14 protein-coding genes and 1 pseudogene are annotated in these 14,483 nt (G+C 50.9%); 5 read left to right on the top strand and 10 right to left on the bottom strand.

Annotation, left to right across the window (positions count from 1 at the left end; all coding sequences use genetic code 11):
* The 4 genes and pseudogenes from AArcSt2_RS12740 to AArcSt2_RS12755 all read right to left on the bottom strand — a co-directional run.
* A pseudogene (locus tag AArcSt2_RS12740) lies at window positions 1–100 on the bottom strand (superoxide dismutase); the annotation flags it as partial.
* A gap of 198 nt (window positions 101–298) precedes the next feature.
* Window positions 299–916 (bottom strand): DJ-1/PfpI family protein, encoded by a 618-nt coding sequence (locus AArcSt2_RS12745; protein WP_250585179.1) that lies wholly within the window; start codon window positions 914–916, stop codon window positions 299–301.
* 59 nt (window positions 917–975) lie between these two features.
* Window positions 976–2,373 (bottom strand): cryptochrome/photolyase family protein, encoded by a 1,398-nt coding sequence (locus AArcSt2_RS12750; RefSeq protein ID WP_250585181.1) that lies wholly within the window; start codon window positions 2,371–2,373, stop codon window positions 976–978.
* A 32-nt stretch (window positions 2,374–2,405) separates the two neighbouring features.
* Window positions 2,406–2,927: a universal stress protein gene (locus AArcSt2_RS12755; protein WP_250585183.1), complete on the bottom strand. Its 522-nt coding sequence runs from the start codon at window positions 2,925–2,927 to the stop codon at window positions 2,406–2,408.
* Window positions 2,928–3,388: 461 nt separating this feature from the next.
* Between AArcSt2_RS12755 and AArcSt2_RS12760 the strand changes: the two genes are divergently transcribed.
* Together AArcSt2_RS12760 and AArcSt2_RS12765 are read left to right on the top strand one after the other, a co-directional pair.
* A complete protein-coding gene (locus tag AArcSt2_RS12760) occupies window positions 3,389–4,825 on the top strand; it encodes a hypothetical protein (RefSeq protein ID WP_250585186.1) in 1,437 nt (478 codons plus the stop codon).
* Between the two features lie 84 nt (window positions 4,826–4,909).
* Window positions 4,910–6,247: a hypothetical protein gene (locus AArcSt2_RS12765; protein WP_250585188.1), complete on the top strand. Its 1,338-nt coding sequence runs from the start codon at window positions 4,910–4,912 to the stop codon at window positions 6,245–6,247.
* A gap of 133 nt (window positions 6,248–6,380) precedes the next feature.
* Here the strand turns inward: AArcSt2_RS12765 and AArcSt2_RS12770 are convergent, their stop codons facing one another.
* Window positions 6,381–6,905, bottom strand: a complete 525-nt coding sequence (locus AArcSt2_RS12770; RefSeq protein WP_174654153.1) for a DUF7344 domain-containing protein — start codon at window positions 6,903–6,905, stop codon at window positions 6,381–6,383.
* 237 nt (window positions 6,906–7,142) lie between these two features.
* Here AArcSt2_RS12770 and AArcSt2_RS12775 point away from each other — a divergent pair, with 237 nt between their 5' ends.
* The 3 genes from AArcSt2_RS12775 (at window position 7,143) to AArcSt2_RS12785 (ending at window position 9,837) form a co-directional block, all read left to right on the top strand.
* Complete coding sequence (locus AArcSt2_RS12775) at window positions 7,143–8,021, top strand: hypothetical protein (RefSeq protein WP_250585190.1); 879 nt, start codon at window positions 7,143–7,145, stop codon at window positions 8,019–8,021.
* Between the two features lie 190 nt (window positions 8,022–8,211).
* Window positions 8,212–9,279, top strand: coding sequence for a hypothetical protein (locus AArcSt2_RS12780; protein WP_250585192.1), 1,068 nt, complete (start codon window positions 8,212–8,214; stop codon window positions 9,277–9,279).
* 9 nt (window positions 9,280–9,288) lie between these two features.
* Window positions 9,289–9,837, top strand: a complete 549-nt coding sequence (locus AArcSt2_RS12785) for a signal peptidase I (protein ID WP_250585194.1) — start codon at window positions 9,289–9,291, stop codon at window positions 9,835–9,837.
* A 27-nt stretch (window positions 9,838–9,864) separates the two neighbouring features.
* Here the strand turns inward: AArcSt2_RS12785 and AArcSt2_RS12790 are convergent, their stop codons facing one another.
* From AArcSt2_RS12790 to AArcSt2_RS12810, 5 genes are all read right to left on the bottom strand, one after another.
* The gene (locus tag AArcSt2_RS12790; protein ID WP_250585196.1) at window positions 9,865–10,422 is read right to left on the bottom strand and encodes a DUF7344 domain-containing protein; all 558 of its coding nucleotides are present in this window, start codon (window positions 10,420–10,422) and stop codon (window positions 9,865–9,867) included.
* Between the two features lie 277 nt (window positions 10,423–10,699).
* Window positions 10,700–11,086, bottom strand: a complete 387-nt coding sequence (locus AArcSt2_RS12795) for a hypothetical protein (protein ID WP_250585199.1) — start codon at window positions 11,084–11,086, stop codon at window positions 10,700–10,702.
* Window positions 11,079–12,080, bottom strand: coding sequence for a signal peptidase I (locus AArcSt2_RS12800; protein ID WP_250585201.1), 1,002 nt, complete (start codon window positions 12,078–12,080; stop codon window positions 11,079–11,081). Before AArcSt2_RS12800 ends, AArcSt2_RS12795 begins: the two co-directional genes overlap by 8 nt.
* Window positions 12,077–13,540, bottom strand: coding sequence for a hypothetical protein (locus AArcSt2_RS12805; RefSeq protein ID WP_250585203.1), 1,464 nt, complete (start codon window positions 13,538–13,540; stop codon window positions 12,077–12,079). The genes AArcSt2_RS12800 and AArcSt2_RS12805 overlap by 4 nt, the downstream gene beginning before the upstream one ends.
* Window positions 13,533–14,321, bottom strand: coding sequence for a hypothetical protein (locus AArcSt2_RS12810; RefSeq protein WP_174654145.1), 789 nt, complete (start codon window positions 14,319–14,321; stop codon window positions 13,533–13,535). Before AArcSt2_RS12810 ends, AArcSt2_RS12805 begins: the two co-directional genes overlap by 8 nt.
* Between the last annotated feature and the right edge of the window lie 162 nt (window positions 14,322–14,483).

Consider the following 14,483-nt stretch of genomic DNA (forward strand, 5'->3'; position numbering starts at 1 on the left):
TCTGATGGTGCGTGTCGTGGTGCCACGTAAGCACCTGCTCGGAGAGGTGTGGTTCGAGTGCGTCGTAGTCGTATGGTAATGGATCAAGTTCGTAGCTCATGGTATAATTCCTCCACTTTGTTACACGGCCGGTAACCTGTTAAAGGTTGAGGAGTCATTTGATAACATGGGTCACAAAATAGTGGGTTTGGGCGGCGTATAGCACTCATATGTGGCGATTAGCAACACCCATCGGTCTCCTGTCAACTGAGATTTAGTAATGAGAATACGTTACAGGTATCCAATTGTTGTCAGATAGTCAGGCAGGCGAATATGGTTCGGTTCGTCGCTCGTATTCCATCGTGGTTGCAACTGCAGCTGCGATCGATTCACCGAACTCCCGCTCGACGAGGTGCAGTGCGAGGTCGATGCCGGATGTGACACCACCTGCAGTGATAATATCACCATCATCAACCACTCGTTGATGGACCACCACCGCGTCTGTTGCCTCCAATTCGTTGATCGCACTCCCATGTGTGATTGCTCGTCGTCCATCCGTTACACCCGCAGTAGCGAGAAGCATCCCGCCCGTACACACCGCAGCGATCGGTACTCCTGCGGCATGGTATGCGGCGATCGCATCCGGAACCTCGCCCTTCTGCGCTTCCGCCCATGCACTTGCTTCGGGTTTCTTCGCAGCCCATCCACCGCCCGGGACAACAAGGAGATCTGGTCGGTCGTCAGCCGTTGGCTCTGGAAGGACGCCATCAACGCCAACTCGTAGTCCATGGCTTGCAGTTATCTGATCCGTGGATTCTAACGTATAGAGCCGTACGTCTGCATCCGCACCGTTTGCAATTGCATTCTCAAACACTTCGAATGGGCCGATCGCGTCGATTTCGTCAAACCCTTGGTACAGCAAAATCCCGATTTTCATAGGGGGATAGAGGTGAGCAGGCTCAAAATAGGTTCGCCTCGCGGCGAGAGCGGATGCTGTTAGTCGTCGCCACGAGCGGCTTCAAACATTGAAATCGCTTCTGTCCGGCGTTCGCTGTGATCGACGATCGGCTCTGGATACTCCGGAGCGCTGTTGTATCGCTGTGTCGGTGACGCCTCATGCCATGTATGGATAATCTCCGGATCAGCATCCCGAAGCTCTGGAATATACTGTTTGATATACTCCGCATCCGGATCATATCGTTCGCCCTGTGTCATTGGGTTGAAAATACGGAAGTATGGCTGGGCGTCGGTTCCGGTTGAGGCTGCCCACTGCCAGCCACCATTGTCGTTTGCCGTATCGTGATCGGCCAGTTTCTGTTTGAACCACTCATATCCCTCTTGCCAATCAATGAGGAGGTCTTTCGTGAGAAATGATGCAACAATCATCCGAATGCGGTTGTGCATATATGCTTCCACACGGAGCTGTCGCATACCTGCGTCAACGATCGGATAGCCGGTTTGTCCGTCCTTCCACGCTTGCAATGCGTCTGGATCATCATGCCACTCGATTGGATTCTCGTAGCTTTTGTAGTTTTGCGTGACGACGTGGGGATTGTCCCAAAGCACGTGTGTGTAGAACTCCCGCCATGCAAGCTGTGATTGAAACTCCGTGACGGACTCCGCCTCGTTTCCGCTGGCACGATCGGCCGCATTTTCGGTTGCAGCGTAGAGCTCTCGAATCCCGATCGTTCCAAATTTCAGATCGACTGAAAGCCGTGAGGTCCCACTCTTGGTTGGGTAGTCCCGATCATCGGCATAGCGATAGATTGCCTCTCCGCAGAATGTTGCGGCACGCTCTCTGGCCGCGTCGGTTCCTGCAGATGGAATGGTTGCCTCCGGCTCTTCAAAACCGAGATCAGACAGGGTCGGAAGTGGCTCACCTGAAAGGGAAGCCAGATCGTCTGCAGCAGGCTCGGGATACGGGTCGGCTTTCGCTCTCTTGCGCCATTTCTTCCAAAAGTAGGTGTAAACCGAGTAGATATCCCCTTTATTCGTCGTAATTGCGCCTGGCTTGTGGTGGATTGCGTCGTGGAACGTTTCAACAGCAATACCTTCCGATGTGAGTGCGTCACGAACACGATCGTCTCGTTCCCGAGCGAGACCACTATAGTCGGTATTCCAGACCACTCGATCGGCACCAACATCAGCGGCGAGCTGAGAGAGGACCGTCGCCGGATCGCCGTTGAGCACAATCAGATCGCTCCCGTGATCTTGATACCACGATCGCAGTGCCGTGAGCGCGTCCAACATGAACGCAACTCGTGGTGGGGCTGCATGTTCCAAGATGTCGCGATCGAAGACAAACACTGGAACGGTCTCGCCAGCACTGGTTGCTTCAAAGAGGCCACGGTTGTCGGACGATCGCAGATCACGCCGGTGCCAGAACAGCTGCATACCACCCCTACGAAGTCAACACATATGGTGGTTTATGCCTCAGCCTCCTGTTCCAACCGGACACTCAACACTGGCGTCTGTGAATGGCGAATAATGTGTTCTGTAACACTCCCAATCAGTCGGCGCTCCAACCCGCTTCGTCCGTGTGTCCCCATCACGATCACATCAATCTCGTGCTCCTCCGCATAGCGTTCAATAACGTTCGCAGGGTCGCCACGATCCACTGCAGCGACGGCATCGATCCCATCTTTTTCAAGTTCGGCTACAATATCCGTTGTGAGTTCGGTGCCTTCACGCTCAAGTACATCGCCGATATCGACATCATCTTTTGTCATTCCCGTCTGTGCTGGGTCCTCACGCTGTCGTCGCACCATTCCGGTCGTCCATCGACCGTGTTCGTCTTTGCGCATCTGCATCGGTGATTTAAATCCAGCATCAACGACAAAGAGGATGTGAACGGTGCCACCAAACTGTTCACCGATGGTTCGAGCATGTTTGAGTGCACATTCTGCACCTTCGCTTCCGTCCGTTGGGTAGAGAATCCGATCGTACATAATCCATCGTAGAATATGATTGTCTGGCGAGATAGCTGTACGTTCCAGATTATTATGGATTATATATCGTCTATTTCAAAAGCGATCGGTCCAGGTGAGAGAACCTGCGGTTTGCATGCTGCGTTGTAAATTCTGTACCTATGAACCCAGATTTCCTTGCGGCTGGCCGGCTATTTTTATGATATTTATTCAGGTAATATTATATTTATACCTAAATATTACCTCGCAAATAACGCTCTCTCAGCGATCGCTTTGCACTCATTTGTGTTCTCTAATACCTGCTCAGCGCTGGCTGTTTGCAGACTCGCGCTGACAGTGGTGTGTATATAAAAGACCCCCAACGTGGGTTCTCAAATCGAGGATATCGGCCTGACTGGCCGTTTGATCTACCCACAGGGGACTGCACAACGGTTCGACTCCATTGGTGGGCATCCTGCATACGCAGGCGAGTATATACACATATGACAGACGATAACTCCAAAACCGGACTCTCCCGCCGAAAAATGCTCGGCGGTATTGGAATGATCGGCGTTGCATCAGCTGGTGCAGGGCTCGGAACAACCGCATACTTCAGCGATCGGACAAGCTTTAGGGATAATCACCTCGAAGCGGGTCAACTCGAACTCTTTGTTGATTTCAAATACTACGAGGATCAAGGCATTAGAGGAATACAAGAAGGCGACGGAACTGTTGCTGGACACAAATTAGTCGAAGTCAGCGAGGATTACTATGATGTCGAGTACAAAGACCCCGTCTCGATCGATCTTGATGACCTCAAACCAGGTGATTTCGGAAAATACAAACTGTGTTTCAACATCCACGATAACCCTGCATACCTCTGGCTATGTGGGCATCTTACTGAGAACAACCTAGGGAAGCTCAACCGCCCAAAAAAGAAGGCGATCGCCGAGCTGAAAGACGAGTATGATGAGGACTGGTACAAAGACCTCGACACTGAATCTGAGGAAATGGACGGGTTCCTTGGGGATGCGCTTGATGTACTTGTCTACTATTGTGACGAAGATGAACATGGTGAAGATTTCGATCAGCAGGTGACAAAAGAGGATGTCGAAGACGATCTTATTGCACACGGAAGCCTCAAAGAAGTGCTTGCTGACCTGAAGAACGGATTCCCACTAGATGGTAATGGCGAGCTCGATAGCGGTGTCGAAAACCGCAACTGCTACGATGGAACTGAATACACCGCAGCAGACAACGGAGAGAAAGAAAACCCGTGTGTCTGCTTCCAGTGGTCCCTCTCAACAGAGGTTGGCAACGAAATCCAGAACGATAGCGTCAAATTCGATCTTGACTTCTTTGCTGAGCAGTGCCGCCACAACGACGGTGTGACGAATCCATGCATTACGTCTGAAGTCGTGGATGGATTCGGAAAAAATGTATTGGAAGCCGAGAAACTCTGGTTCTCAAAAGCAAGGAACGGTGGCAGTAATACCTTTGAACTCATTGTTGGGGATACAGACCAAGATTCTGATACCTCCGGATTCGATTACTCTAGCTCAGCGTTTACCGGAGAGTTCACGCTGACTTACGATGCAGCGTCCGGGCAGGCGGAAATGACCCTTGCAAACGGCGATGAGCAGACTGTAGAGTACCCTGTTACGACCTCTGACGGTAACGCAATTTCAATTGTTACAAGAGGGAACCAGTCAGATCATCTCTCCCGTGTGACGAACATCCGGCTGAACAGTTCCGCTCCGAGCGGTCCGGATGCGGTTGAGAACGAGGGAAGTGGAGAAACATCCCTAAACCTGACAGATATCGACACATCCGTCAGTTGGACTCTTACCGGAGAGATAGAGTTTGAGGGTCTAGATAACGACCCAAGCGCGTCTGATGAAAATCCTGCAGTGTATGTCGATGTTCTAGACGCCCCATAATCACTGATAATCTTTTTCACCCATTTTGGTGTGGATCGACGGTTCGAATCCGTCAGTGGGTTTCCCCGCTTGGGGACGATTACAATGACAGAAGAAAATACACAAACCTCCCGCTTCTCGCGCCGACAGATGCTTGGCGCACTCGGGACCGTTGGTGTCGTCTCTGCTGGTGCAGGCTACGGTACGTCTGCGTTCCTCAGCGATCGAACCACATTTGAAAATAACCACATCACCGCCGGACAGCTCGAACTCAGCGTCACGTGGCAACAACTCTACCACGGTGCAAGTACCGATCGACGACCAGACGACTATGGATCAGTTGGCCGGCCGTTCGTGAATGCATTCCCGGATGAAAACGAAGACGGGCTCCAGTCGTTTGGCGATCGACAGTATGTTGATCTTGACGAGTACGACGATGACGATGACGGGCGAGAACAAGCAGCGATCGATGGTGAAAACCTAGAGTTCTCCTGTGAGGAGGTACTCAACGAACTTGGCGATCCAAATGAGATCGTAGACGGAGAGCCGTTGATCAACCTCGACGATGTGAAACCAGGCGATCGAGGCGAAATTACATTTGGTGCCAAACTCTGTGACAATCCTGGATATATCTGGCTTGGCGGGCACGTAGATGACGAGTTTGACGGCTCTGCACTCGCAGACGCAATTCAAGCCCGCGTCTGGTACGACGACGGTAATAACGTCTATGAACCAGGTGAACCAGTCATCGCAACTGGGTCACTGCAAGAAGTTCTCGATCAACTCAGAGAGGGCGAGCTCTTAACGCCGGAACCAGGATCTGTTGAACCGCCGGAAAACGGTAATGGAGTGACACTAACTGAGGATGATTGTGAGGTCGTAGATGGAAACCCACGATGTATTTCGCTTGGACTACAGACTGCCCTTGAGATTGATTCGAGCGAGTTAGAAGGATTGGCAGAAGGCGACTCAGAAACATTCGATACTGACTTCGGCGGTACAGTAACAATCACGGTAACTGCGGTCTCTGAAGATGATGTTAGAGAGTTTGACTTCGAATTAAATGGATTTGAAGTAGATACGGTCATTATAAAAGGTGGGCCGAATGCAAATGTCTGCAGTCAAGAAGATGGTGACGGAGAAACGCTCACAGCAAGCAGCGGTGACGGTCTCGGAGCACCATTCCGAACTGACGAACAGCGGTTCGGTGTCAGCGCGATTCGTTTCTGTTTCGACGGTGAACCAACGGTTGTTGACCCCGAAGACCCTGGCGATGAGGTCTGTTTTGAGCCGTCGAATACACAGTTCCTTGGCTTCGAATGGGAACTTCCAGCCGATGTCGGCAATGATATTCAAAACGAGAGCGTCAAGTTCGATCTAAAATTCTACGGCGAACAGTGCAGACACAATCCAGAACCTGCAACCCCATTCGGAAACAACTGATCCGAAGTTACAGATTTATTTTTCAAAGCGACGATAAGCCCAGAGCGAACAGCGATGGCTGTGTGCTCCGAATTAAAACGGAACAGGCCGAGTGTGCAAGATAACTAATTGGAAACTAACACTTTTACCTCTGTTATCCAAACAGCTGCAGCAGCCGCCATCTGGAGGTCCATAGCTGATAGCCGACGGAGATCGCAAATACACCCAAAACAAGGCTTGCCCACAGGATCGGATCGATCGCGCCGACAAGTGGCAATCCAATGAGCGAAAAGATGACGAGCATCTGTCCACTGATACCAAGCAGTTGGTAGTACTCACCCCACGTGACGCCATATTTTGTGACGACGTCCATGTATCGATCGACCTGTTTAGCGCCGTCGCGAAGTTCGATCTCTCGGGAATCGATATGGTATTTGATGATCCCAAGCTCATCGAGTTTCGGAAGGTGGGTCTGATGGAGGGAGGCATACACGCTATCGCGTGTTGATTTGGGGACCGGGCGGGTAGCGGTTTCTACCTCAGCGATCGCGGTTGCAAGTTCGGCGACGGTGATCCGACCGGAAGTTGTCGTCAAGACACGAAGTGTCTCCCATCGTCGTTCATTTGCAAGCACATCGTAGATCTCGATCTCGCTGAGATGTGGTTTCTGGCTAAGCATCTGTTCGTACCAATATGGTCGATTATCCCACGGTTATGTATGCACAGGCTTCAGTTATCAAAAAGCCAGAAGAAAATTCAGTAGCAGCCCGTTTCATCGCGACGGGCGACACTAACGAGACCTCAGAAGCGGCTTATTAGTCGTTTGGCCGAGTATGAGTCTCTATAGCTAACAGGCCTACAGACGTGTACGCATCCATATGATCGGCCTCGATAGTGTGTCGATCGGGATGTGAATATGTCTCCACAACTACCAGAATTATCACGGCGGTCGATCCTCGTTGGTCTTGGTGCAGTCGGTGTCACGGCTGCTGGCGCTGGGCTCGGGACAACTGCCTTCCAACGAGATCAAGAATCGCTCGATGAAAGCCAGCTCGAAATGGGGCACGTGGACTTAGCAGTTCACTATGACTTCTTCCGTGACCAAGGACGACGGGATGAACCCGGTGGAATTGGTCGGAGCAATCGGGGAACAGGAACTGTTGGTATCTCAAGCGGTGGAACAGATGTCGAAGAAAAAGATGAGTCAGATGACGAGTATACTAAAAAACAGAAAGTCAAATACAATATCCGGGATATCAAGCCCGGCGATATGGGTTTTCTTCGGTTCTGCTTCTCAATCGTCGACAACGACTCGTACCTCTGGAGCTGTGGGGAGTTCACTGACGAAACAGTCGGAACCGGCGGCGGAAAGGCCGCAGACTACATTGATGCAACACTCTACTACTGCACAAAAGACACGCACAAGGACGACCCGATCGATCCGAAGTCAGTGCTCGTCTCTGGAACCCTTCGAGACGTATTTTCAGCTCTCAAACAGGGGATTCCACTTGATGCGGAGGCGCGAACCGCTGGCGGATCAGACTCAACGAAGCCCCCGCTTGCAAACAGGACCTGTTTCGACGGCTCAGAGACACACAAAGAGCCGAATGAAACCTGTTTGTGTCTCAAATGGGAGCTTCCAATCCGATCGCAGACTACTGATGAGGAAACACTGAACAACAACAAGGTACAGGGGGCCGGCGTCAAGTTCGGTCTCACATTTACCGCCGAACAGTGTAGATACAACGATGGAACAGAAAGTCCGTGCAGCGATGCGGCATACGTGGGGAAATGATTCGTCTACGATTTCAGTCGATAGTAGGTGGACATTATACGGCTCGTATCGAGTCCATACTGAAACGGTACGAGAGCCGTCTTCTACGTGATGGACGAAGCAAAGACGTTGCTCGTAATCCAGCAGCACTCACGCCTGTATCGTGTAGTGCGGCGATCGAACGCATAGTGTACCAAAGAGGTCCCCAATTATGAGTAAGAACCCGAAGAAACTCCTTTCGCGACGAGAGCTCCTTGGCAGTACACTCGTTGTCGGCTCGATCGGTGCACTGAGTGGTGCATCGACACAAGCGTACCTCCAATCGAATACCACCGTTTCTGGACACATGACCGTTGGTGGGGTTACGATCGAGACAAGCTGTGAAGATACTGATGATGACAGCTGTACTGCCGGCCCTGATGGCGTTGAACTCTCACTGTCCGGCTTTTCACCCGGGGAAATGGTCTCTGAATCGTTTTCGGTTACTGCAACGGATAACCCACTATGGCTGTGGGTTCGTGCATGCCCGCCGGAGACAAGTTCGCTTGCAGGTGTCCTTGAGGCCACACTCGAGGTCGATCGTGCCTGTGATGGCGACGGTTCGATCGTTGAAACAGGCACACTCCAAGATGTGCTAGTTGCTATTTCGGAAGGTACCCTGATCGAACCGTGTCTTGACAGCGACGAAACCGTCTGTATAACGCTCACGGTGACCCTTCCGGAAGATGTTGCGGACCCAGATCAGTATGAGAACACGGATGAGACGGTCACCTTCGATCTTCGAACCCAACAGTGCCGACACAACGACGATCCGGAAAATCCATTCGCTGATGTGGAGCCATGTCCTGAGCCATTAGTGTGTCCGGAGTGTACGCTTCTCGGAAAGCTTGAGACACCAGGAAACGATCGGCTTGAGCCAAATACGACGTATGAATTTGACGAACTTGAGAGCGAATTCGAGAGCGGCCGATATGTCATTGATGTTGGTACCGTTGAAAACACAACTGATGACGAAAACGGCGAGACAGTATGTGCATCGTTTGAGATCCGAGATACGGAAACTGATGAACTCCTTCCGATATGTGAATCTATTATCACAGGAGGGCCACCAGAAGAGGGAACCGAAAATGGCCAACCAAACGGTGAACGTCGAAATTCAATTTCGTTCGAACCACCAGTATTCACAACTGGACTCATCTGCACGAATGAACGTGAAAACCAAGGTGGACAACTCATCCAACCGGCGATAAGCAACGTCGAGTTCTTCGTCTGCATTTGAGTGATCCCAATGAAAGAGCTATCAACATACATGACACGACAGCTGGCTGTCCGAGTCGCAGTCGTTGTCATCCTTATTGCCGTCGTTGCACCGTTTGTAATCTATGCCGTCCCGCAGGTGATTGGCGCAAATCACAGCTACGTGGTTTTGACTGCTAGTATGTCGCCGGCGATTGAAACTGGCGACGTTGTGATCGTGAGCGAAACCGACCCGGAAGCGGTCGAAGCAGGTGATGTGATCACCTATGTTCGTGGTGAGAATGAACCGCCAGTGACCCATCGGGTGGTCGAGATTACAACGGAAGATGGACAAACATCGTATGTAACACAGGGTGATGCAAATAGCGACCCTGATAGCGGGGCGGTCCCCGCAGACAATCTCATCGGTGCCGTTGTGTTGGTTATTCCATGGATCGGGTACGTAATTCAATTCATTAACACCCCAACCGGATTTGCGTTGTTCGTACTCATACCGATCGGGCTACTCGTGATCTCTGAGGCGTGGACACTGCTTGCGCCTGCATTACGGGATACACAGACAGAGCCAGAAGAAGGCTGATTGGGTTATATACGTGACACAACGGAACTATAACCGCCGTTTCTGATTTCCAACTGTATGGATCGTTGCAACGGACAGCAGTGTCAAAGATAAGACTCCAAGAATTAGGAGTGGTGAAATGAGCGTAAACGGATACGCACCGGCCCAAACCGCAACAGTAAGCGCAAAAAATACGGCTCCGAGCCCTAAATAACATTCGCTCCACGGAATTTCGTCTTTTCTGACCGGTTCAAGATAGAGATCAAGATTATCGACTTCTTTTGTGAGCTTGATTATTCCACGATCGCGGTCATAATTAATAAACCCTGCAGCGGCGAGCTTTGGGAGATGAGACTGATATAGTGAGGTGTAGACACGTTTGCGGTCTTGATATGAGAGCTCTTCTACTGAAATATCGTTTTCCCATGCTGCGACCTGTGTCGCGACCTCTCGAATCGTTGCTGTCTCTTCTACTGTTTTAAGATATGAGATTGTAAATCGACGGCGTTGGTTACCCAGGGTCTGGAAAACAGTGTCTAGAGAGTGATCTATGTTCTCTGCCTCGGTTGGAGCCTGAGTTCTTGATTGAGAGATACTTTGTGACATATACTGGGTTACCAAATAACAACCTGAATTTTGTTTTTACAGATTTATACTTTTTGGTAAAAAACGAATTGTCACCTAAATAGAATACCGATGTATATAGGATTCATTGAGATTTTCGTGTCTCTGAATGTTCATATATCCGCATCTAGAGCGACTGAAATGACTGATTACTATTTAGCATATTTTAGAGCCTATACTATAAATATTTGATATATTAGGCTTTGTCAGGTGATTTTGTAACTATACTACCTTGCTATCTCTGTCAGTATACCCTGCGTTACGAGACTACGTTATGAGAGATGTAATTTGACGTCTGTTCGCCGTTTGGCTCTTGAGGGTCTTCGGTTGCCTCCTCAGGTGTTGGTGTAGTCTCTGGTGGCTCTGGAGTCGTTTCTTCAGGTGCTGGTGTAGTCTCCGGTGGCTTTGGAGTCGTTTCTTCAGGTGTTGGTGTAGTCTCCGGTGGCTCTGGAGTCGTTTCTTCAGGTGCTGGTGTAGTCTCCGGTGGCTCTGGAGTGATCTCCTCAAAAGACTCTGCAGTCTTGAACGTCCCTTCGACAGTTTGCTCTGCGGTGAATAACGCGACAGTATATCCACCACCAAATGCGATCGCAAAGATTGCTACTGTGAGCGCGGCAAGAATAACTGCTCGACGAATATTATTCATTTTTGCCTCCGTGGCGCTTCTCTGTCGATCGTTCCTCGATCGGATCTGCCGAAACAAACGCCGAATCCTCGAGACCAACTGATTCAGTGTCAGTGTGTACTGACTGTGTATCCGGCTCAACGCCCCCATCGGTCACTCTCTGTGGTACCGCGTGCTTGCGACGGGTCGTGATGATGGTACCGATACCCATCAGTAACAACAGTAGTGCAGCAACAGCGACACTAGTAGTGAGCCCCGTTCGGAGCACCGTCAGCAGATACATGCTGTAGACGACAAAGGGAACCAGTACGATTGTTGCACCAAGCACCATGTCTGATGAGATGCTCACAGTACCATCACCATCATTTGTGGGTGCTCTCTCGGAACCATCACTACCGGCTGCTGGTACTACGCCGATCGCAGTTTGTGCTTCACTAGGTGTCGGTTGTGCCGTAGTTGGATCAGTAACACCGGCTGTTTGCTCCTCATCTTCAAAAGTCGACTCAGGTGCGTGGCGAAGTTTCTTTGCGAGCGTCCAAAGTTCAGACAGAATTAACAGCCCAAATGGCACGATAACAAGTGCAATGAAGCCATACGTGGAGTTTCCAAACTGGATAATGTAGCCAATATATGGAATCGTAAATATGACAGTTCCAAGGACAGTATCGCCAAGAACGAACCCTGCATCTACGGCACTATTAGCATCGCCTTGCGTCTGGAATGCTGGCTCCCCACTGATTGCCACAACATCCACCACACGGTGTGTTACAGGAACCTCCGATGTTCCTCGCATGAATGTTATCACGTCACCTTCAACAATCGTCTCAGGTCCTCGGTCGGCAACGATAACGACGTCACCGGGAGCGATCGCCGGGGTCATGCTGGCAGTGAGGACGACGAAGCTATGATCCGCCCCGATAGTCCAAGGTGCTGCATACACAACAAATGGTGCGACAACAGCGATCAACAGCAGTACAGCTACTATGTTTGCAATTTTTTTAATTTGTATGTTCATTGTAAATCCTCGCTACACACCAATTTTCCACCTTTGGCTATTGCTTCAGTGACGGTTAGTTGGTAGTCGGTCTCCGCATTTTCAAGCGCAAACGTTCTCGAGCAGCTCGTATGGATTGAACCGATCTGTATTTTTGCTCCATTGGACTGGACAGAAACATCGAAGTTTGGATTTCCGCTTTCTGGGAAGTCGATACTGAATGCATCCGACGATGAGATGGTTGCTGATTCGATCGTCGTAACCTGTCCGCCACTCGAGTTTTGCGGCTCAAAAACGATTGTGACGTCGTCTGTGGGGCCAGTGTACTCAAACGTTGCAGTCGAGATCCGTTCACTGTTGATAGCGCCCTCTCTACATGGTACACATCCAGGTTCCGCTGGCTCCTCCGGTTCCGTTACTCCATCATCCCCATTGGAATACTCTTTGCAGACGAACACCTCGATGTAACTGATCCCAGATAGATTTCCACCCGAGTTCACAGAGGAGTATAATAGCTCGTTAGTGCTACGTGATGGTGGATCAATACGGTATGATTCTACACCATCACCGCCTTGCTGTGTTGGGCGTCCACCACCCTTGATATCGACCCCGCACAGGGAAGGTGTTGGGTGTCCATTAGTCGAGTCGATCGTGAATTGAACGGCAACAGTCTCCGTGTCATTGTCTTTCTGCTCCACATCTTCGATGATGAGTTTATACGAGCTGTTGTCAAGTTCGAGCGTGTCACCAATCTCGATCGGCATCATTCCATCACTAATGTCGACTTTCCCAAGCGATAGCGTGCAGTTTTCCGGTGGACAGCTCTTGATCGGTGCACATCGGTCTATAATCGCGAATGGGTTTGAAGCCGTTTGCGCTGAGTTATGACGGCACTGCTCTGCAGCAAATAACAGCCGTAACTGTGTTGACTGATCCGCAAGCGATTCGCTGGTTCCCGGTGGGAGTCGTAGGCGAAGTTCAATCTCCGCAGACTGTGCTGGGTCAAGACAACCGGTCTCCGTCTGTGATTCAATCGCTAATCCGTTGATTGCAGTAGTTCGGAGGTCGCTCAGTGTTTTTGTCCCGTCTCCACCATAGAGCGATCGTGTGTACCCATCAATGCGAGAACGAAGCTCTACGCGGAGCGCCTGTGCAAGCACATCAGCCGGCTCTGGACAATCTGTTGCAACCCACAGCCGCCCCGGGTTGCTTCCGACAGTGACTGTGAGCGTTTTTGCTATGCGATCGCCGGGCTGGATATCGTCGATCGTAAACGAAACGATCCCATTGTCTTCCGTACATCCAGTACAACCGATGTCGATCGAAAGATCACCAGCGACAACTGCGCCACTAAAGGACTCTGTGGCCGACAAGTATGCTTGTGTCCGGGCACCGGAGAGGCTCCCAACCGCACCAAGTGCACCCATACCAACAACGCCTGCAAGAAGCTGTCGTCGACTGACCGGAACACCATTACTCATTTCCAACCCCATGTGTGAATGGGTTATCTGTGAAGTCACACGGAACTGCAACGAAGTCAAGTGCAAAGCCAACACCAGTACCCTGTAATGTGTTGGGAAGGCCGTTCGGAAGCTCCCATGCAAACCCAAGACAGTACCGATCGTCGGGATCAAGACAGCTGTTGTCAGTCATCCCGGGGTTAATCTGGAAGCCATCTTGTAAAGAAACCCCACCGATGATATCTTGACGGGTGTGTTCAAGCGTTCCAGTGACGATCGGATCGCCTGTCGAACCGTTCTCAGCACCAAGACAGCTCCCAATCCCGAGTGGTCCATGATCGTACCACAGCTCAATCGCAACTGTATCAGCAAGCATGTTTTCGCCGGCTGCGAGCCGCTGTCGCATCCAAACCGTTGCCGGCTCGGAGTCTGGATCAAGTGATAACCCGACGCTAAGCGTCCCAGAGTCTCCCGGTAGTGCGTTGTCGATCTCGATTACTGGTCCTGCGACATTGGTTGGATCGCTCACATAGGCATCAGTTTCAGTTTCTGCCCACTCAGCATCCTCGGTAAGCGGGAGCCCGGAAACGAATTCGTCCCCTGCCCCACGGTTGTAGGTACTATACCAACCAACAACAAGATCAATTCCATTCGAAGACGCATACGTGTAGTTTGTGTATGGCCGATCGCTTGCAGAGACCGTCCACCGACCGCGGACAAGTCCCATACTTCCAACGCCGATTACACTGGCGCTTGCGAGCAGTTCACGTCGTTTGAGAGTTGGTATTGAATCTGATTTCATACGCCCACCTCCGGGACCGTCCATTCATTAGATAGGAGACACCGGTTGAGTAGGACATTATCTAACGGAGGGGATATGTATGGGTTCAGTACCGTCACAATAGCCAGTGGGAGGCTTTGGCATCCACCGCCAATCGGAAGCGGCATGCAGTTCATACCAACA

The organism is Natronocalculus amylovorans (assembly GCF_023638035.1).
Classification (GTDB): Archaea; Halobacteriota; Halobacteria; order Halobacteriales; family Haloferacaceae; genus Natronocalculus; species Natronocalculus amylovorans.

Bases quoted from the DNA above. Each gene is read 5' to 3' on its own strand.
- AArcSt2_RS12745 (WP_250585179.1), bottom strand. From the start codon at position 916: ATGAAAATCGGGATTTTGCTGTACCAAGGGTTTGACGAAATCGACGCG.
- AArcSt2_RS12750 (WP_250585181.1), bottom strand. From the start codon at position 2,373: ATGCAGCTGTTCTGGCACCGGCGTGATCTGCGATCGTCCGACAACCGT.
- AArcSt2_RS12755 (WP_250585183.1), bottom strand. From the start codon at position 2,927: ATGTACGATCGGATTCTCTACCCAACGGACGGAAGCGAAGGTGCAGAA.
- AArcSt2_RS12760 (WP_250585186.1), top strand. From the start codon at position 3,389: ATGACAGACGATAACTCCAAAACCGGACTCTCCCGCCGAAAAATGCTC.
- AArcSt2_RS12765 (WP_250585188.1), top strand. From the start codon at position 4,910: ATGACAGAAGAAAATACACAAACCTCCCGCTTCTCGCGCCGACAGATG.
- AArcSt2_RS12770 (WP_174654153.1), bottom strand. From the start codon at position 6,905: ATGCTTAGCCAGAAACCACATCTCAGCGAGATCGAGATCTACGATGTG.
- AArcSt2_RS12775 (WP_250585190.1), top strand. From the start codon at position 7,143: ATGTCTCCACAACTACCAGAATTATCACGGCGGTCGATCCTCGTTGGT.
- AArcSt2_RS12780 (WP_250585192.1), top strand. From the start codon at position 8,212: ATGAGTAAGAACCCGAAGAAACTCCTTTCGCGACGAGAGCTCCTTGGC.
- AArcSt2_RS12785 (WP_250585194.1), top strand. From the start codon at position 9,289: ATGAAAGAGCTATCAACATACATGACACGACAGCTGGCTGTCCGAGTC.
- AArcSt2_RS12790 (WP_250585196.1), bottom strand. From the start codon at position 10,422: ATGTCACAAAGTATCTCTCAATCAAGAACTCAGGCTCCAACCGAGGCA.
- AArcSt2_RS12795 (WP_250585199.1), bottom strand. From the start codon at position 11,086: ATGAATAATATTCGTCGAGCAGTTATTCTTGCCGCGCTCACAGTAGCA.
- AArcSt2_RS12800 (WP_250585201.1), bottom strand. From the start codon at position 12,080: ATGAACATACAAATTAAAAAAATTGCAAACATAGTAGCTGTACTGCTG.
- AArcSt2_RS12805 (WP_250585203.1), bottom strand. From the start codon at position 13,540: ATGAGTAATGGTGTTCCGGTCAGTCGACGACAGCTTCTTGCAGGCGTT.
- AArcSt2_RS12810 (WP_174654145.1), bottom strand. From the start codon at position 14,321: ATGAAATCAGATTCAATACCAACTCTCAAACGACGTGAACTGCTCGCA.